The 17,735-nt window shown below is 37.0% G+C and carries 22 protein-coding genes, 3 pseudogenes and 1 riboswitch; of the genes and pseudogenes, 2 read left to right on the top strand and 23 right to left on the bottom strand.

What is annotated here, in order from left to right; translation table 11 throughout:
* Position 1: 1 nt before the first annotated feature.
* Genes HCB38_RS10600 through HCB38_RS10590 form a run of 3 tightly spaced genes read right to left on the bottom strand, consistent with a single transcriptional unit; the run spans position 2 to position 2,413 of the window.
* On the bottom strand, positions 2 to 808 hold the full coding sequence (locus HCB38_RS10600; RefSeq protein ID WP_185319507.1) for a metal ABC transporter permease: 807 nt from the start codon (positions 806 to 808) through the stop codon (positions 2 to 4).
* A complete protein-coding gene (locus HCB38_RS10595; RefSeq protein ID WP_185607985.1) occupies positions 757 to 1,461 on the bottom strand; it encodes a metal ABC transporter ATP-binding protein in 705 nt (234 codons plus the stop codon). The genes HCB38_RS10600 and HCB38_RS10595 overlap by 52 nt, the downstream gene beginning before the upstream one ends.
* 13 nt (positions 1,462 to 1,474) lie before the next feature.
* Positions 1,475 to 2,413, bottom strand: a complete 939-nt coding sequence (locus HCB38_RS10590; protein WP_185638463.1) for a metal ABC transporter substrate-binding protein — start codon at positions 2,411 to 2,413, stop codon at positions 1,475 to 1,477.
* A gap of 222 nt (positions 2,414 to 2,635) precedes the next feature.
* On the opposite strand from HCB38_RS10590, the gene HCB38_RS10585 reads away from it, so the two are divergent.
* Positions 2,636 to 4,291 carry a peptide ABC transporter substrate-binding protein gene (locus HCB38_RS10585; protein WP_185638461.1) on the top strand — a complete coding sequence of 552 codons (1,656 nt, stop codon included), beginning with the start codon at positions 2,636 to 2,638 and terminating at the stop codon, positions 4,289 to 4,291.
* Here the strand turns inward: HCB38_RS10585 and HCB38_RS10580 are convergent.
* From HCB38_RS10580 to HCB38_RS10495, 19 genes and pseudogenes are all read right to left on the bottom strand, one after another.
* Complete coding sequence (locus HCB38_RS10580; protein ID WP_185319511.1) at positions 4,272 to 4,412, bottom strand: hypothetical protein; 141 nt, start codon at positions 4,410 to 4,412, stop codon at positions 4,272 to 4,274. The two genes, HCB38_RS10585 and HCB38_RS10580, sit on opposite strands and share 20 nt — an antisense overlap.
* Positions 4,413 to 4,592 (bottom strand): annotated as a pseudogene (locus HCB38_RS15100) (hypothetical protein); the annotation flags it as partial.
* Positions 4,593 to 4,700: 108 nt separating this feature from the next.
* Entirely contained in the window at positions 4,701 to 4,943 is a 243-nt protein-coding gene (locus tag HCB38_RS10575) for a DUF1871 family protein (RefSeq protein ID WP_070285306.1), read from the bottom strand.
* 9 nt (positions 4,944 to 4,952) lie between these two features.
* Positions 4,953 to 5,408 (bottom strand): annotated as a pseudogene (locus tag HCB38_RS10570) (T7SS effector LXG polymorphic toxin); the annotation flags it as partial.
* A gap of 60 nt (positions 5,409 to 5,468) precedes the next feature.
* Complete coding sequence (locus HCB38_RS10565; RefSeq protein ID WP_185638459.1) at positions 5,469 to 5,819, bottom strand: dihydroorotate dehydrogenase (quinone); 351 nt, start codon at positions 5,817 to 5,819, stop codon at positions 5,469 to 5,471.
* Positions 5,819 to 6,256 carry a hypothetical protein gene (locus HCB38_RS10560; RefSeq protein ID WP_185638457.1) on the bottom strand — a complete coding sequence of 146 codons (438 nt, stop codon included), beginning with the start codon at positions 6,254 to 6,256 and terminating at the stop codon, positions 5,819 to 5,821. The genes HCB38_RS10565 and HCB38_RS10560 overlap by 1 nt, the downstream gene beginning before the upstream one ends.
* Positions 6,257 to 6,267: 11 nt before the next feature.
* A pseudogene (locus HCB38_RS10555) lies at positions 6,268 to 6,969 on the bottom strand (T7SS effector LXG polymorphic toxin); the annotation flags it as partial.
* 150 nt (positions 6,970 to 7,119) lie between these two features.
* The gene (locus tag HCB38_RS15095) at positions 7,120 to 7,428 is read right to left on the bottom strand and encodes a dihydroorotate dehydrogenase (quinone) (protein ID WP_312025808.1); all 309 of its coding nucleotides are present in this window, start codon (positions 7,426 to 7,428) and stop codon (positions 7,120 to 7,122) included.
* Positions 7,429 to 7,554: 126 nt separating this feature from the next.
* Positions 7,555 to 7,788, bottom strand: coding sequence for an Imm74 family immunity protein (locus HCB38_RS10545; protein ID WP_003732237.1), 234 nt, complete (start codon positions 7,786 to 7,788; stop codon positions 7,555 to 7,557).
* A gap of 5 nt (positions 7,789 to 7,793) precedes the next feature.
* Positions 7,794 to 8,030, bottom strand: coding sequence for a hypothetical protein (locus tag HCB38_RS10540; protein ID WP_003726469.1), 237 nt, complete (start codon positions 8,028 to 8,030; stop codon positions 7,794 to 7,796).
* Positions 8,031 to 8,261: 231 nt separating this feature from the next.
* Positions 8,262 to 8,705 carry a hypothetical protein gene (locus HCB38_RS10535; RefSeq protein WP_085643416.1) on the bottom strand — a complete coding sequence of 148 codons (444 nt, stop codon included), beginning with the start codon at positions 8,703 to 8,705 and terminating at the stop codon, positions 8,262 to 8,264.
* A gap of 4 nt (positions 8,706 to 8,709) precedes the next feature.
* Positions 8,710 to 10,017, bottom strand: coding sequence for a T7SS effector LXG polymorphic toxin (locus HCB38_RS10530; protein ID WP_185638455.1), 1,308 nt, complete (start codon positions 10,015 to 10,017; stop codon positions 8,710 to 8,712).
* Complete coding sequence (locus HCB38_RS10525; protein WP_003740150.1) at positions 10,014 to 10,382, bottom strand: hypothetical protein; 369 nt, start codon at positions 10,380 to 10,382, stop codon at positions 10,014 to 10,016. Before HCB38_RS10525 ends, HCB38_RS10530 begins: the two co-directional genes overlap by 4 nt.
* Entirely contained in the window at positions 10,383 to 10,667 is a 285-nt protein-coding gene (locus HCB38_RS10520; protein ID WP_185638453.1) for a DUF3130 domain-containing protein, read from the bottom strand.
* 189 nt (positions 10,668 to 10,856) lie between these two features.
* Positions 10,857 to 11,750, bottom strand: a complete 894-nt coding sequence (locus HCB38_RS10515) for an ABC transporter permease (protein WP_003724035.1) — start codon at positions 11,748 to 11,750, stop codon at positions 10,857 to 10,859.
* Between the two features lie 10 nt (positions 11,751 to 11,760).
* On the bottom strand, positions 11,761 to 12,711 hold the full coding sequence (locus HCB38_RS10510; RefSeq protein ID WP_185319514.1) for an ABC transporter permease: 951 nt from the start codon (positions 12,709 to 12,711) through the stop codon (positions 11,761 to 11,763).
* A 101-nt stretch (positions 12,712 to 12,812) separates the two neighbouring features.
* Positions 12,813 to 14,387, bottom strand: a complete 1,575-nt coding sequence (locus HCB38_RS10505) for an ABC transporter substrate-binding protein (RefSeq protein WP_003772562.1) — start codon at positions 14,385 to 14,387, stop codon at positions 12,813 to 12,815.
* A gap of 86 nt (positions 14,388 to 14,473) precedes the next feature.
* A riboswitch (SAM riboswitch) is annotated at positions 14,474 to 14,576 on the bottom strand.
* A 138-nt stretch (positions 14,577 to 14,714) separates the two neighbouring features.
* Positions 14,715 to 14,993 (bottom strand): GNAT family N-acetyltransferase, encoded by a 279-nt coding sequence (locus HCB38_RS10500; protein WP_185319515.1) that lies wholly within the window; start codon positions 14,991 to 14,993, stop codon positions 14,715 to 14,717.
* A gap of 11 nt (positions 14,994 to 15,004) precedes the next feature.
* Entirely contained in the window at positions 15,005 to 15,238 is a 234-nt protein-coding gene (locus tag HCB38_RS10495) for a (4Fe-4S)-binding protein (RefSeq protein WP_185319516.1), read from the bottom strand.
* Positions 15,239 to 15,405: 167 nt separating this feature from the next.
* Between HCB38_RS10495 and HCB38_RS10490 the strand changes: the two genes are divergently transcribed.
* A complete protein-coding gene (locus tag HCB38_RS10490; RefSeq protein ID WP_185319517.1) occupies positions 15,406 to 16,914 on the top strand; it encodes an IMP dehydrogenase in 1,509 nt (502 codons plus the stop codon).
* 67 nt (positions 16,915 to 16,981) lie between these two features.
* Here the strand turns inward: HCB38_RS10490 and HCB38_RS10485 are convergent, their stop codons facing one another.
* The gene (locus HCB38_RS10485; protein ID WP_185319518.1) at positions 16,982 to 17,731 is read right to left on the bottom strand and encodes an EAL domain-containing protein; all 750 of its coding nucleotides are present in this window, start codon (positions 17,729 to 17,731) and stop codon (positions 16,982 to 16,984) included.
* Positions 17,732 to 17,735 lie beyond the last annotated feature (4 nt).

Genomic DNA, 17,735 nt, shown 5'->3' with positions numbered 1-17,735 from the left:
ATCACTTTCGCGCTATTTTTAATACAACAGTTGCTATCATGAAGAGAATGATAAACATGAGAGTAATGGTAGCTCCTGGTGGGGTACCTAATTGATAAGATGATGCTAGGCCTGAAAACATTCCTATTATCCCAATTAAGATTGCGCTAACGACACACATAAGAAAGCCTTTTGCAATTCGCATACCAATAGCAGCTGGAAGAATAATAAGTGCAGATACGAGTAACGCTCCAGCTATAGGCATAATAACCGCAATTGCAATACCAGTAACAACGCTAAACAAAAGAGAAATCAAACGTACAGGAACACCTTCTGCAACGGCGACATCTTCGCTAAAAGTAAGTACAAACATAAACCGCTTAAATACTAGAAACAGTATAACAATAAGAATCCCTAAAATTACTAATAATTGTACTTGTGCTTTGCTGATAGTCACGATGGAACCAAATAAATATTGCTGTACACTCGTTGTAATTCCACCTTGATCCAAACTCATCAATACTAACGCCACAGCAAGCCCTCCAGCCATAAGGATTGCAATTGATAACTCCGAGTAGGTTGCATAAACTCCGCGCAAATATTCTATCCCAAGTGCTGCAATTACCACCACAATAAGCGTCGTCACACTAGGATTCACATTTAAAACTAACCCAAAAGCAACTCCCGCAAGCGACACATGCGAAAGTGTATCCGCCATAAGTGACTGTCTTCGTATAATTAGGAAAACTCCTAAAAGAGGAGCAATAATAGCAATAATCATTGAAGCTTGGAAGGCTCTTTGCATAAATCCATAGAGAAACATTTCCATGACACATCCTCCTTTCTAACGAGGCGAATATGTTTATCCACATAATCTTCCATTTCTTCACTATCATGTGTTACCATCAAAATCGCTTTACCATGTACTTGCGCCTCATGCTTTAGTAAATCATAAAACCGAATTTTGCTTTGTTTATCCATTGCGGTTTGCGGTTCATCCAAAATCAATATATCTGGATCGGTTGCAAACATTCGCGCTAGGCAAATCCGCTGTTTTTGACCTCCAGATAACTCACCGATACGTTTATGACGATAATCCCACATTTCGACAGATTTTAATGCTTTTTCAACATGCGCATGGTCTTTTTCCGTCAGCCGTTTGAACCACTTACCATTTGGAAAGCGACCTGACCTTACTAATTCGAGGACCGTACTAGGAAATCCAGCATTAAATGAAGCTATTTGTTGTGGTACATAACCTGTCAAAAGCCTCCCACCATCTGCATTCTTTTTAGCAAAAGTAACTGAACCTTTATCAGGTTGTAAAATCCCCAAAATAATACGGAGCAGTGTTGATTTAGCTGCTCCGTTTTCTCCTGTTAGTATGATAAATTCTCCTGCACTGACTTGAAATGAAATATTTTCAAGTACTGGCTCAGATTCGTATTTAAAACCAATATTGGCTATATCAATATATTTCATTTTTATCGCTTCCTTATTTAATTGTTTTTTGCAAGGCTTGTAAGTTTTGTTCCATATAAGCGATGTAATCCATGCCCTTTTTCTGTTCTTTATCGGTAATACCTTCGATTGGGCTTAGTACTTCTAATTTTGCACCTGTTTCGTTTGCAAGCGTTTCTGCTACTTTTGGTGATGCTACTTCTTCAAAGTAAATAGTGCTGATATTGTTTTCTTTTACATATTTTTGTAATTCTGCTAAGCGCGCTGGGCTTGGTTCTTGGTCAGGTGAAAGGCCGGCGATTGCTACTTGATGCAAATCATATTCGTTTGCTAAATATTGGAATGCGGCATGTTGCGTTACGAAATCGCGTTGTTTCGCTCCTTCAAAAGCTGTTTTGAATTTGTTGTCGAGTGTTTTTAATTTTTCTGTATATTTTTCTGCATTCTTTTTATATGTATCTGCATTTGTTTTATCTGCTTTGCTTAAACCGCTCTGGATGTTTTTCACTTCTTTTTCAGCAAGGACAGGACTTAACCATACGTGCGGATCGTGTTCATGATGGTGACCTTCTTCGCCGTGGTCATGGTCATGCTCTTCTTCTTCGCTACCTTCTAATAGTTTAATTCCTTTACTAGCATCAATTATCGTTAATTTTTTCGAATCTAGGCTTTTAAGTACGCTTGGTACCCAGGTTTCCATGTCTTCACTGTTATAAATAAAAACATCGGCTGCCTCAATTTTGGCAATATCTTTGGCACTCGGCTCGTAATCATGCGGTTCTGTTCCGGCGTCAATTAACATGTCAATCGAAGCGTTATCCCCTGCTACATTTTTAGTAAAATCATACATTGGATAAAATGTTGTCACTACCTTGAGCTTATCCCCACTTGCTTTATCAGTACTCGCGCCACATCCTGCCAAAACTAAAACGAACGCTAAGACTGTTACAACTAAAAACGACCATTTCTTCATATTATCTCTCCTTTTTCGTAATGATTACGATTTAAAACTTAAAGTTACACTATGTAAATTATGATTGCATATCGTAAAACGTAATCATTCTTATTTGCACAAAATATCTTATCATGGGATTTTTTTTGCGTCAAGCAGTTTTTTCAAGAAACCATTAACTTGACTTATCTTATCGGAATACTTATAATAACGATAAATACACAGATAGAAGGGGAGAAAACCATGCATTTTTTTAAAAAAACATTGCCTATTTTTGCCATTTTGACAGTACTTTTACTTACAGCTTGCGGAAATGACAATGATAAATCTGCGACAAAAACTTCCCCGGACAAAATTAAATTTCTTGAAACCAGTGAATTACTGACTTTAAATACGACAGCTGAAGAAGACTTTGCTAGCTTCACCGCACAAAACCAAGTCTTCGAGGGATTATACACACTTGATCAAAAAGATAACTTTGTTCCTGGGGTTGCTGATGGAATGCCAGAAATCAGCGCTGACCAAACGAAATATACCATTAAATTAAAGAAAAACGCGAAATGGTCCGATGGTTCACAAGTAACCGCCGATGATTTCGTCTATGCGTGGCGCCGTGCCGTTGATCCAAAAACCGCACCAGGATATTCCGCGCTCTTCAAAGATTCGATAAAAAACGCCACTGAAATCAATGAAGGCAAACTACCTGTAACTGATCTTGGTGTCGTTGCAACTGATCCAACAACTCTTGAAATCACACTTAAAAAACCAGTTCCCTACTTCATTTCACTTCTTTCTTTTGAAACATTTTTCCCACAAAAAGAAAGCTATGTGAAAAAACAAGGCGACAAATACGGGACAGATAGTGCGCATACTTTATACAATGGTCCTTTTGTCATGAAGGATTGGGGCGGCAACATTACGAATAAATGGACTTACGCGAAAAACGACCAATATTGGGACAAAGATAATGTCAAAGTAAATGAAATTGATGTGCAAGTTGCGAAAGATATTAACGCCGGCGTGAACCTTTATAATACAAACGAGGCTGACCGCGTACCACTTTCAGGCGATTTCGCGAAACAATACAAAGACAAGAAAGATTTTCAAACGGAAAAAGATGCGCTGATAAGTTACTTGCGCATGAACCAAAAACGTGACGGTAAAGCGACTCCGCTTGCAAACAATTCCTTACGTCACGCGCTTAATTTAGCTGTTGATAAAAAACAATTAACAGACCGGATTCTCGGTGACGGTTCCTTCCCAGCGAACGGACTGCTTCCAAAAGATTTCGTTCAAAATCCAACAACGGGCGCTGATTTCCGCACAGATAGTGGCGACCATTTAGTTTATAACAAAGAAGAAGCTTTAAAATATTGGAAACAAGCACAAAAAGAACTTGGAACCGACAAAGTAACAATTGAACTGCTCGGCGATGACCAAGAAACAACGAAAACCATTTTCGCATATTTGAAAGCGCAGTTTGAAGATAATTTGCCAGGTGTGACGATTAAAGTGAAAAACATGCCTGCAAAGAGCGCTACACAGCTAACTTCTGACGGTAATTACGACTTATCACTGGCTGCTTGGATGCCTGATTTTAAGGATCCGTGGACATATAGTAGTTTATTCTTATCCGATTACTTTAATAACCATATGAGTTACAACAGCCCCGCTTATGATAAACTTGTAAAATCGACTGATACAACACTTGCGACGAAACCAGAAGAACGTTGGAATGCGTTCGTAGCTTCTGAGAAAGTTCTGCTTGATGATGACGCGGCGATTTTGCCACTTTATCAACATCAAACAGCAGTGTTGCAACGTACGGATATTACGGGCGTGCAGAAACATGCTTTTGGTTCGCCTTATAGTTATAAGTTTATTCGGGTGGAGAAGTAATTCGCCAGTTTGGAAGAAACCCAGCAATTTTAAAAATTGCTGGGTTTTTGTTGTATAAAGTTATATCAATTTCCTCAGCATCCATCCCAAAATAGTGACGAATAACAAGGCTGTTCACCATCTACTTCTCTTCATATCTCAGAACATCTTTTATATTCCTCAGTAAAAAAGTAAAGTCTTCAAGCAAACATTCTATTCGAGTAAGCCCTTTATCCACTCCATTTTCTTCGCTAATTGCGTCAATTATTAAGACTTTATGGGCAGAACTAGAAATCAAATATTGATTTCCTTCTATCAAGATTTTTGGACATCATAACAACATCTTCAGGATTATGCTTAACTCCACTAGTTGTCAGTTCATCTAACAAATTTTAGTCAGTTACTAGCTAAATCCTAGCTCTTATTAAAATTATAACGCTAAAATTTTTTCAGCTATTTCATCTTCATTATTTTTAAATAATAAATTTTCTCCAAATGAATCCATGAAAATTTTTCTTATCCCTTTAGCTAGTACATTCACATCAATTTTAGGGTTTTCTATCACAATACTAATTATTTTGTTGATTTCCTGGCTATATTCATCTTTTGGAGCTAAGGGAAACAGCTCTATTGGATCCCAATCATTTATTATTTTTTCTACTTTTTCATACATAATGACACCCTACTTTCCATACAATTTTTCTATTATTTTTTCCATTCCTTCATCAAAATCTTTTTTACCCCAAGCAGTAACTAATTTACCTATTTTCCCAAAGTCCGTTCCAACTTCAACGCTATTATTTTTCTTCCTTCTATTTAACCAAGCTTTAGGAATCTTAATCTTCTTCCCTTTATAACCTCCAACAGTATAACGGAAAACAAGACCGATTATAATACCAAACCCTTGCGCTTTACTTATCTCTTGTCCAGTAACCGGGTCTCTTCCGTTTTTCACTGATTGGATGATTCCTTGTAACAACTCGGCTTCTTTCTGTGCTTCATTGCTTTCATATGGTAATTCCCCATTAAGCACGGCGGCATTGTACGCGTTCGTTGCTTCTATGTCTACTATACCATTTTTCATTAACACCCACGGCCACGGTATGGAGAATGATTGGAATGAGTTAACTTTAAATGTCAAAAATATTGAATAAAACAAAGGACACCTTTATATATTCTAAAGATGCCCTTTGTTTTATTAAGAATACTCTATAAAAATTTCGCTATCTAAGTTATCTTTTAATAACTTAATTAGTTTCATCATAATCTCTTGTATAACATTATCTAATACTTTTATATCGATTGTTTCGAATTGTTCCAAAACTTTTTTGTTGTCTGGAATCACCCATGAGCTTTCATCATACCAACCTTCATATAAATGATAATAATATGCTAAAGAAACCCATCTACCATCAACCGGACTAAGTTCATTCATAATATTGTTAAAGTAGCCTTCCCACATTTCTATACCTGTTTTTTCACCATTTATATAAGTATAAAAGTCAATTTCTGGATATCCTTCGAAACCTGTATAATATTTTTTCAACATCAAGTTAATTCCGCTTTAATTGCAATTAATTCTGTATCATTAATATAAAAAGTAAGTTTTTCAGAAATAATTTCTTTATCGTATTTATACATATTACTGAAATATAGTATAAAATAATCACCATGGTTAAAAACTCTTACTTTTGGAATAAAAGGTTTGTTCTCAACAATATCAGTATCAATCATCGGAAATCCATTTTGTACTACAGTATTTTCTTCTTCCCATAAGGTGATTAAATTATCTGTTTGCGCAGGGAAAATGCACTCTATCTCCCCGATTACCCCTTCATCATTCAACCACATCATAACGTTACTTCCTAATCTGTAGGAGTAGAAATCGTCATTCATTTTTTCAGTTACAATATCAAAATTTTTAATTTCATCTATAAAAGAAACTTCACTTTTTATTGTTTGTGGTAATATTTTTTTTATTTTCAAAATTATACTCCTTACTGTTTAAATTTTTGAGGCCATATTCCAACAACTGTATTTGTTTCAGGGTTAACAAATACAGACGTTCCAGTTTTTTCATTTACATATTTTACGCTTCCAGGTTCTGATGGCACTGGTTTATTACTTAGTGCTTCAATGATATCATCAGGCATAATATCTTTTCTACCAGATTTGAAAAGTGAATTATAAGCATGTTGATTGAACTTTGTTCCATTAGGGAAACCGTTTTTTAAAATTTCATCAAATTGAGTTCTTCTTAATGCTTTTAGATAAGGTTTACCATTGGCACTATATATTACTTTTTGAGTGCCGTTTTTGTTTCTAATTTTCCATAAATCGTGATTAGATATACTGATTTTCTTTCCTTTATAGATACCAGCAGTATAGGTAAATACTAGTCCACTCAAAATAGATATAACGTGTGCGCTACTTATATCTACTCCAGTAATAGGGTCTTTTTTATTTTTCAGTGATTCTAGCACTGCCTTTAATTGTTCCGCATCTTGTTCTGGGGCATTCCCATCATGTGGTAATTCCCCATTAAGCACGGCGGCATTGTACGCGTTCGTTGCTTCTATGTCTACTATACCATTTTTCATTAACACCCACATTTGACCACGGTACGTTTTTTGATATTCGTCAAAATTGAATGTTGTTTCGTTGTTTTTTAGCGCTTTTCCTAAGGCGTTTTGCATCCGAGGCTATGAGGAAAGTTTTGAAAGTGAAGTAAATAAAGAATATATATACTGCTATATAGAGAATGATTGGAATGAGTTAACTTTAAATGTCAAAAATATTGAATAAAACAAAGGACACCTTTATATATTCTAAAGATGCCCTCTGTTTTATTAAGAATACTCTATAAAAATTTCGCTATCTAAGTTATCTTTTAATAGCTTAATTAGTTTCATCATAATCTCTTGTGTAACATTATCCAATACTTTTATATCGATTGTTTCAAATTGTTCTAAGATTTTTTTATTATCTGGAATCACCCATGGGCTTTCATCATACCATCCCTCATCCAGATGGTAATAATATACCAATGAAACCCATCTATCATCAACTGGATTAAGTTCATTCATAATTTTGTCAAAGTAGCCTTCCCACATTTCTATACCTGTTTTTTCACCATTTATATAAGTATAAAAGTCAATTTCTGGATATCCTTCGAAACCTTAATAAAAATTATCCATATTTTATCTTCCGCCATTCCTTATTATTCCCAATGTCCACCTGTTAACATTTAGGATTAAACAACTACTCTACTTCTCGCATTTCTTTTATTCAAATGAAATTTGTACTGTATTTTCATTTGTACTCTGTTTTACCTGTTGAATAATTTCTTGCACTTCAGATTCAGAAAGCTTTTTATTTTCATATGGAGGTTCCCAATTCTTCATAGAATCTTTAAATACAACAAATTTACCTCCAACTAACATTTCTCCATCTGCTTTCACTACATATCCATTCTCTAAATCAAATTTCACATGTGAACTATTACCTGTAATTTTCATTTCACTTACTTCCTTTCAAAAATTATTTTTTCAAGTCCTGTTTTAGGATCAATCGTTGTTATTTTCGTTACGTTAGGATTATTTTTTAATCTAGGTAACTCAACATTTTCCCAAATATTTCCTTTTCTCAAATCCGAACCAACTACTGCACGAACTTCACCAGAAACTTGTTCTGCATAAGAACCAGAAGCCAAATCCCATGCTTTCATTGACTCAGGATTATTAAAATCCCAGTCTGGCATTTCAATATTTTTATTTCCTATTGTTGATTCTAAAGTAACGCCACCTTTACTTTTAGCTATATCAGCCCCACTGGCTTTCTTGGGAGGGAAAGTTTATTGTTTTTATGTACGAAATTTATTATCCTTTCTGTTGCTAAAAAGTTTTAAATATATATTTCAAAAATGGTCAGAGATAATGAATTCATTATCTCTGACCATTTAATGACAATACTAGCTCTTTAGAATCTAAAATTATAATACTTCGTAGAATAAGGTTGCACCATGTTCAATCATACCTATAGCCTGTTTATCATCTGCAAATTCCATGCTCTTCATTGCATTAAAATACTGACTTAAAAAATTCTCAAAAGCTGAATAATCTTCTCTTCTTACAAAAAGTTTAGGAGAAATATTATCTGTAATTTCTTTTGGTAGCTTATTTCCAAAAGGAAAACCTATGATTTCTGTATCATTTTTACTAATTTCTGTTGAAATTTCATAATAATGTAACTCATATTTCAACCCACTATTTACACAAATTAGAAAAGGAGTAATCAACAATTCTAAAACTGTTTGATTTTCTTTTGAAAATAAAACCAAATTTTTAATGTTTTCTTGTGATATATAAATACTGTCATTTTCACTAAAATTATTTGGTAAGATTTCTACTTTTTCAATGATCTCTTGTTCTTCCAATTTATTATTCTCCTCCTTTAGGTTTATAAGGATCGGCTATTCCAGCATCAGGCACCCAGTTTTTATCAAACTTATCACTGATTTGAACAATTTCCTTTGTTTTGTCATCAATAATTACATATGAACCATCTTTGTCATAAAATACGGTGGCATCATTTCCAGTAGCTTTATTGACACTCTTTCTTGTTGTATGCGGATGGTCAACTACACTTTTTACTGATTCTTCACTCCAACCACGTTTTTTCATCTGATTATTTACTTTTTTTGTAGATTTAACAGAACTTCCAAATTTTATATTATCAGATTTTATATAACCTTCTCTGGCTTTCTTTCTTCTATTTAACCAATCTTTTGGAATCTTGAACTTCTTCCCTTTATAACCTCCAACAGTATAATGGAAAACAAGACCACTTATAATACCAAACCCTTGCGCTTTACTTATCTTTTGTCCAGTAACCGGATCAATTCCTTCTTTCACCGATTGAACAACCGCCTGCAACAACTCGGCTTCTTCTTGCGCTTCATTGCTTTCATGCGGTAGTTCCCCATTAAGCACGGCGGCATTGTACGCGTTCGTTGCTTCTATGTCTACTATACCATTTTTCATTAATACCCACATTTGACCACGGTATGTTTTTTGATATTCGTCAAAATTGAATGTTGCTTCGTTGTTTTTTAGCGCTTTTTCTAAGGCGTTTTGCATCCGGGTTACGGTGGTGAAATTCAGTTTGCTCATATCATAGGTGCCGGTTTTACTGTTAAATTGGATATTCGACTGGAGTTCGCGAATAGTCTGCTGAATTCCTTGGACTAAATCGGTTAAATTATCAAAAAAACTGCCATGACTCTGTTCAAATGCCAAGTATTTTTCTAAGATATTTTCTTGTTTGTAGGCGATACTCAGCTGGGAACGATAGCTCTGCATCTGCCCTTCTGTTCCCGTATTCATTCGCTGGGCTAGTGCTTCTTTTTTCGCTTCGATACGATCAATCATTTTCCCGAGTTCGTATAAGCCGTCCGCATCAATTCTCGCATCAGCAGAACCATCCACTTGGGCGTGAAAATCGGCTATATATTGCGCTAATCGTTCTTCGCTTTCGTTCATTGCTTCGATTATCGCATCACATAATGGAAAATAGGTCATTTGGTAGTAATTTTTCGATGCATCAATCGCTTTTCCTTTTAAACTGCCGTCTTCGGTATAGTTTTCTACGGCGTTTTTGATGTCTTTAATGCTTTTTCTCGCTGTTTCATTGGCTGTATGTAGTTGGTGCGCAAAGGTTTGTATTTCTCCGATGTCAATTCGGCTCACTGTAACAACTCCTTTTGTAAATCTTGTTGTTGATTTTCTAATTGGTAGATGTTTTTTTGGCAAGCGGTGATTTTTTGTTGGCATTCCTCTTCATTTGCTTGGATTTTTTTATGCCACTTCTGTTTTTCTTCTTCCTGTAAATCCGCCAAATAGTAGCCGAAACTTCTTGATTCTGCGCCTTGCCAAACTTCGCGCAGAAGCTCCAGCGACTCCCGTTCTTCTTGATGGACACGTGCAAAATCTTCCGCTAACCACTCTTGTTCATTTTGTTGTCGTTGTAAATCTTGCAAAAAATCTTCGGCCGCGGATTGTTCTTTTTTCAGCAGTTGCAGTTGTGTCTCCATTTGCTGGCTCTTTGCATCCATTTATTTACCCCCCAATCCCATGCTCCGTTCAAGCTCTTGGTCTTTGCGAGTAAATGATGCGCCTAATTCTTTCAATCTTTTGGCATCCGTTCCTACCACACCTTGAAAATTGTCCACCACGTCTACCAAGTCAAACAATGCTGTTCGAAAATGGTTGATGGAATTGGCTTGGCTATAGGCCATATTGCCACCTTTCATCGGTAAATATTCGGCTGATTTCCCTTTAGAATCTAGCTTTGTCGCGTGTTTTTTTAATGTTGCTTCTTTAACTTTTATTTCACTCATTTCTGCGCCTCATCTCTGTCTATAATAATGAAACCTTATCCTTTAATTATAGCACCGCACGCATTCTCGTTTTGTGAATTTATGCCTTGGAAATTGGCTAAAACACGTTTTTTACGTTTCTATTTTAAGTACCTTTTCTTTAAAAAACAAAAAAACACTTTGACTGAAAAAATCAAAGTGTTTTTACATTTAATATCTACGTGACAACCCTTTTCTCAGCACATCGCCAAGGACGTTGAAGGAAAGAATGGTCATCAAAATTAATAATCCAGGGAAAAGCGCCAAGTAAGTTGCTTCGCCGACGTAGCCTTGCGCATTGTTCAGCATGCTGCCCCACGAAGCGTTAGGTTGTTGAACGCCGAGGCCAAGGAAACTTAGTGCCGACTCGGTTAAAATCGCTGTAGCGACGTTTAATGAAGCTGCAACGACGATGGATGGCATCGCGTTTGGAATAATATGCTTGAACATAATGTGGAAAAATCCGCCACCCGAAGACTTGGAGTACAAAATAAATTCACGTTCTTTTAGTGTCAGGGTTTCTGCTCGGACTATCCGCGCCACTTCCATCCAAGAAAGCAATCCGATAATGATGATAATGTTTGAAATTCCTGGTTTTAAGTACGCATTTAAAATCATTAGTAGGAAAAATGACGGAATTGACATGAAAATATCTAGAAAACGCATCACCATATTGTCAATGAAGCCACCAAAGTAGCCACTAACGGTCCCCGCGAGTGTTCCAACGACAACGGCAATCATCATCGCAAACACGCCAACAAGTAGCGAGACCCGGCCGCCGTACAAGACGCGCGTCAAGTAATCCCGACCATGGTCATCCGTCCCAAACCAATGCGACGAATTTGGCGGCATCAGTTTGTCCTGAACGGAAAGAGCATTAGGGTCATAAGGCGAAAGGAACGCGAAAATACAAGCCACCGTAATAAGTATCAGCACACTCGTCGCAAAAACAGCGCGGCGGTCAGCCAGCATAAAACGCCAAAAACTCCGCTCTCGTGTTGCGTGAACAACTTCTGCATCCCGCTCGAAATCCTGCATTGTTTTTTTCGAAAAATCTAATCGCATCATGAATTCCTCACCCCATTTCCCTAATCCGCGGATCGACAATCATATAAGCTAAATCGGCCAACAAGTTTCCGATAATTAATAACAGCGCTGAAAATAGCGTAATCGCCATAATAACCGGATAATCTAGTTGGAAAATCGCATTAATTCCAAGCGAGCCCATTCCCGGCCATGAAAAAATACTTTCGGTAATAAAAGCGCCTGTAATGACTTGCGGAAGTGACATCCCAAGTAGTGTTATAACTGGTAGCAAGGAATTTTTCAAGACATGATGCCCCATAATTTGCACTTTGGATAGACCTTTCGCATAACCAAATAAAACATATTCTTCTTTTAATTGGTTAATCGTATTCGAACGGACGTAGCGATAATATGCCGCGCACCCTTGGAAAGTCAGCGTTATAACTGGCAAAATCGCATGTTCCGCCATATCCCAAAAAGAGTCAACCCCAATCGTTCGCATCCCTAGACTTGGCAGCCACCCTAATTGAATCGAAAATACATCTATTAAAATCATCCCAAACCAAAAAATCGGAATCGAAATCCCAATATATGAAATCCCGTTTAACAGTTTATCAATCCACGTATTTTCATAATTCGCCGCAACTAAACCAAGTGGAATCGATAATAATAGCGTCAGAACAAGCGAAGTTCCCACCAAACCAAGTGTCGCCGGAATTCTCTCTAAAATTTGTTGCAAAACTGGTTGGCTGTTCACAATCGAATAACCAAGATTCCCTTGCAACAAGTTTCCAAGCCAAATAAAATATTGTACATAAATCGGTTGATCCAGCCCTAAGCTCTGTCTAATCCGCTCTACATCGTCAGGATTCATATCAGGCGTAACAAAAGAGTTCACGGGATCCCCGGGCGCTAATTTTATAAGTGCAAACGAAATAATCGAGATAATAAATAGCATCGGAATAATTTGCAATACGCGTTTTATGATTGTTTTTAGCATAATTTATCTCCTATCTAAAACACTAAAAATGACAAGTAAAAACCTGAACCTGCCAAAAACAAGCATGGCAGGCCAGATTTTTTACGAATGATTTTTAATTATTATTCCGTTAAATATAGTTTAGAAAGATCACGGAACATTGTTACTGGTTGTGGTGTTGCAGCTTTTTGGCCACCGTAACGGCTATCAAGAGCTAGCACTGCATTATCATAAGAAATTGGATAAATTACAGCATCATCAGCAATGGTGTTTTGGATTTTTTCATAGATTTCTTGACGTTCTTTATCGTCCGCAGTTACAGCACCTTTTTCCCAAAGTGCATCCAGATCTTTGTTGTGATAGTTAGCGTAGTTGTATGGCTCATCGCTTTTAAATAGAGATTTATATGCATCAGGATCGTTCCCCATGATATAGCCATTTAGTGCGATAGAGTAGTCTGCGTTTTTGCGGTCAAGTGTGATGTTGCTTAGTGCATTTGGATCTGTTGGTTTCAAGTCAAGTGTCACGCCGATTTCTTTGTATTGTTGTTGCAGGTAAAGCGCGATACTTTCTTGTGATTTACTGTTGTTTAAATAGTAAACAGTTAGTTTTTGACTTGTATCAAAACCACTTTCTTTTACTAATTTTTTCGCTTTGGCAATGTCTTGGTCGTATGTTTCTACTTTATCCGTGAAGTATTTCGTATTTTCTGTTAGGAACGAGGAAGCTGGTTTTGCGTATTCATCTGAACCGTATGCTGCATCAATGATTTCTTCACGGTCAAGCGCATAAGAAAGGGCTTGGCGAAGTTCTTTTGATTTAAGCGCTGGTTGGTTTTCGTTGAATGTCGCATAGCTTAAGCGATTTTCCGGGTAAGTGATAATGTTTACCGCGCTCGCTTTTTCTACTTTTTTTCTATCGGAAGGTTGAATGGATTTTAAGTTAATTTCGCCATTTTGCAAGGCTAAATTAGCTGCGTTTTGATCTTTTGTGATACGGAAAGTAACTTTATCCAATTTTGGTTTACCGTCAAAGTAGTCGTTGAATCGTTCTAGGGAAACATATTCGCCCGTTTTGTATTCAACAAATTTGTACGGACCTGAGCCGATTGGATTTTTGTTTTTATCACTTTTCTCGATGTTTTCTACCCCTTCAAAAATGTGTTTTGGAATTGGGAAGAACGTTTTAATTGTATTTTCAAAGGCTGGAGCAACAGTTGGTAAAGTGAATTTCACCGTTGTGTCGTCTACTGCTTCTACTTTTACAGGTTTATCATCAAAAACAAAGTTGCCGCGGTTCGGGCTGTTTTGTTTTGTGTCTAAAATAGAATTTACAGTAAATACTACATCGTCTGCAGTTAAAGGCTTACCGTCATGCCAAGTTAAACCATCTTTTAGTTTCACAGTGTAAGTTAAGTTGTCATCTGAAATATCTAAGCTTTTTGCAAGTGCCGGTTTCCCGTCAACTTCCCAAAATAGCGGTGCGTATACAGCTTGTTGAATCGTTAATGTTACTCGGTCAGAAGCATAGTTAGGATTGATAACTTCTGGATCTCCTGTAACGCCGATAATTAGAGAGCCGCCGTCTTTCGCTTTGCCTGAACCGTTTGCTTTGTCTGAACTAGCGCCAGAACCACCGCAAGCCGTTAACACCAAGGCAAAAACCGAGATAACCGCTACTAATAAAAATTTCTTCATCTAACAAAAACTCCCCTCTTTAAGCGCTAAAAAATAACGCTTCTTCTGTTTTTTGGTCAGAATCGAAGCGCCTCATTAAAAGCTACTACTTATCTGCCAGAATATTACTTCTGATCGGAATTAGCATAGAACTTGCGCTCCGCTGCCGGGTTTCACTGGGCCGATTCCCTCCACCACTCTTGATAAGAAAACGTAATACTATTATTCCTATAAGTTTACTGTGAATTAAAGATACACTGAAAAGAACCAGATGTCAAGAAGAGAAAACTGGATTTTTAAAAATTAATTCATAAAAATAGACTAGGAATAAAACCTAGTCTACTCTTCTTATTTTGAAGCTTGTACTACTTGATATTCTGGCTTCTTGGAAAACTCAGCTTTAGCAAACGGGCAAAGCGGAATAATTTTCTTTCCTTCTATTTTCGCTTTTTCGACAGCATGTTTCACAAGTTCTTGCGCTATCCCTTGGCCACGTGCAGCATCATCTACACCTGTGTGGTCAATAATAAACATATCTTCCCCAGTTGGAACAAAAGTCACTTCGCCAACTTCTACTCCTTCATCATTTACCGCATAAATTCTATTTTCACCATTTTTATATTGCATTTGATATCCTCCTATTTCTCTATATATTGAAGCGCTCCACTAGGGCAAGTATGAATCACACGCTTTGCCTCTTCTTTTGATACATTATCTGGCACAATCCAAGGCTTTCTATCTAAATTAAAAAGTTCTGCATTACCCTTTACACAATTACCTGAATGCGCGCAAACATTTGTATTAAAATAAATATCTATGTCCGCCCCGCGATACTTACGATAGCCTTGTTCTAATAATGTTTCTTCATCCATCTGATTACCTCCTTCGCGAAAGTTTACCTATCATTATTATATTCCACTCATCTATTAAAAGAAAACGTTATGAAAAAGCACTTCCAATCATTGACTTTCTAACCAGATATTGAAATAATAAAGATATTTTATAAATTCATTTAAAAATAGAAGAAGGAGTGGAAATAATGGCATTTTATTTTGAAGAACCGTCCCGCACATTTAGTGAATTTTTACTTGTTCCAGGCTACTCATCCGCTGAATGTGTTCCAACTAATGTTAGCTTAAAAACACCAATCGTAAAGTTTAAAAAGGGTGAAGAATCTGCAATCACAATGAACATTCCGCTTGTTTCCGCAATTATGCAAGCTGTTTCTGACGATAATATGGGTATTGCTCTTGCTACAGAAGGTGGCGTATCATTCATCTTCGGCTCCCAGTCCATCGAAAGTGAAGCAGCCATGGTTTCCCGCGTGAAAAATCATAAGGCTGGATTCGTTATTAGTGATTCTAATATTAGCCCAGATAAAACCCTCCAAGATATTCTTGATTTAAAAGAAAAAACTGGTCATTCCACAGTTGCAGTTACAGAAGATGGCACAGCGCACGGTAAATTACTAGGTATCGTGACAAGTCGCGACTACCGCGTAACGCGCATGAGTCCTGATGAAAAAGTAGCAGATTTCATGACGCCTTTTGAAAAACTAGTTACTGCTAAAAAATCGACCACTTTAAAAGAAGCTAACAACATTATTTGGGACAACAAATTAAATGCCCTGCCACTTGTAGACGATAACGAACACTTGGTTCACATGGTGTTTCGTAAAGACTATGACTCTAATAAAGAAAATAAATTAGAACTGCTTGATTCCTCGAAACGTTACGTTGTTGGGGCTGGTATTAATACGCGCGACTACGAAGAACGCGTTCCCGCATTAGTAGAAGCAGGAGCAGATATTCTGTGTATTGATTCCTCTGAAGGTTACTCCGAGTGGCAAAAACGCACACTTGACTACGTTCGCGGTAAATACGGGGATACGGTTAAAATTGGTGCAGGAAATGTCGTTGATCGTGATGGTTTCCGTTATCTTGCTGATGCTGGCGCAGATTTTGTCAAAGTTGGTGTGGGTGGTGGTTCAATCTGTATTACGCGCGAACAAAAAGGCATTGGTCGCGGACAGGCAACTGCGCTAATTGATGTTGCTAAAGCCCGCGATGAATATTTTGAAGAAACAGGTGTTTACATCCCGATTTGTTCTGATGGCGGAATTGTTTATGACTACCATATGACGCTAGCACTCGCAATGGGAGCTGACTTCATCATGCTTGGTCGTTACTTCTCCCGTTTTGACGAAAGCCCTACTAATAAAGTGAATTTAAACGGCACATATATGAAAGAATATTGGGGCGAAGGGGCTAACCGCGCGCGTAACTGGCAACGTTATGACCTTGGCGGCGACAAGAAATTATCTTTTGAAGAAGGCGTAGATTCTTATGTTCCTTACGCTGGATCATTGAAAGACAATGTCGCAATCAGCCTTAGTAAAGTCCGTTCTACCATGTGTAATTGCGGTGCGCTTAATATCCCAGAATTACAGCAAAAAGCAAAAATCACCCTTGTATCTTCTACTTCTATCGTAGAAGGCGGCGCACATGACGTTGTTGTAAAAGATGCTTCAAACAATTTAATCAAATAAAATTGGTTGGTGTGAATTTGGTAAATTACCATTCTCACACCAACCAATTTTTTATTTATATACTCTTCTACACAAAAGAATATTTTTCTTTAATATCTTCCATCGGTAATGGTCGACTAAAATAATAACCTTGAAAATAGTCTACTTTCATTTCCTTTAATTTTTCCACTTGTTCCATATCTTCCACACCTTCTGTAACCACTTTTCCGCCTAAATCATGGCACAAATTGACGATCGCGCGAATAATAATTTGCTGTTTTCGATCTGTTTTTAAAAGCGCGATAAATGACATATCTGTTTTCACAATATCAATCGGCAAGCTGCGCAAATACGCAAGCGAACTATAACCTTTTCCAAAATCATCCATACTCACTTTGACACCAAGGTTTTTTATTTTTCGTAAGTTTTTATCCGCGATAGCAAGTTCCGTTATTTCACCCCGTTCGATAATCTCTATTTCTAGGCATTCCGGATACTTTAAATTTTCTTTCACATAATCATGTAAAAAAGTCATATACGTACTGCTCGCTACATAATGCGCCGGAATATTAATCGAAATTGAAAAGCGTCCACCTAACTGGTTAATTTGTTTTATCGCTGTTTCAGCGACAAAATCTTGCATTTCCCGCGTTGCATTTAAAAGGACAATATCATCAAAGAAATCAATTGGAGCTAGAATAGTCGTCGCAGTTTTTAGTCGAATCAAACCTTCAAAACCGATAATTTTATTTGTTTTCGCGTCTACTTTTGGTTGATAATACAGCAAGTAACTATTTCTCCTAATCGCATCCCATATTTCCGTACTCGAGATATCCATCTTA

This window comes from Listeria farberi (assembly GCF_014229295.1).
In the GTDB taxonomy this organism is placed as follows: domain Bacteria; phylum Bacillota; class Bacilli; order Lactobacillales; family Listeriaceae; genus Listeria; species Listeria farberi.
Note: the sequence above shows the minus strand (reverse complement) of the source record. Positions and strands in the feature narration are given on the sequence as shown.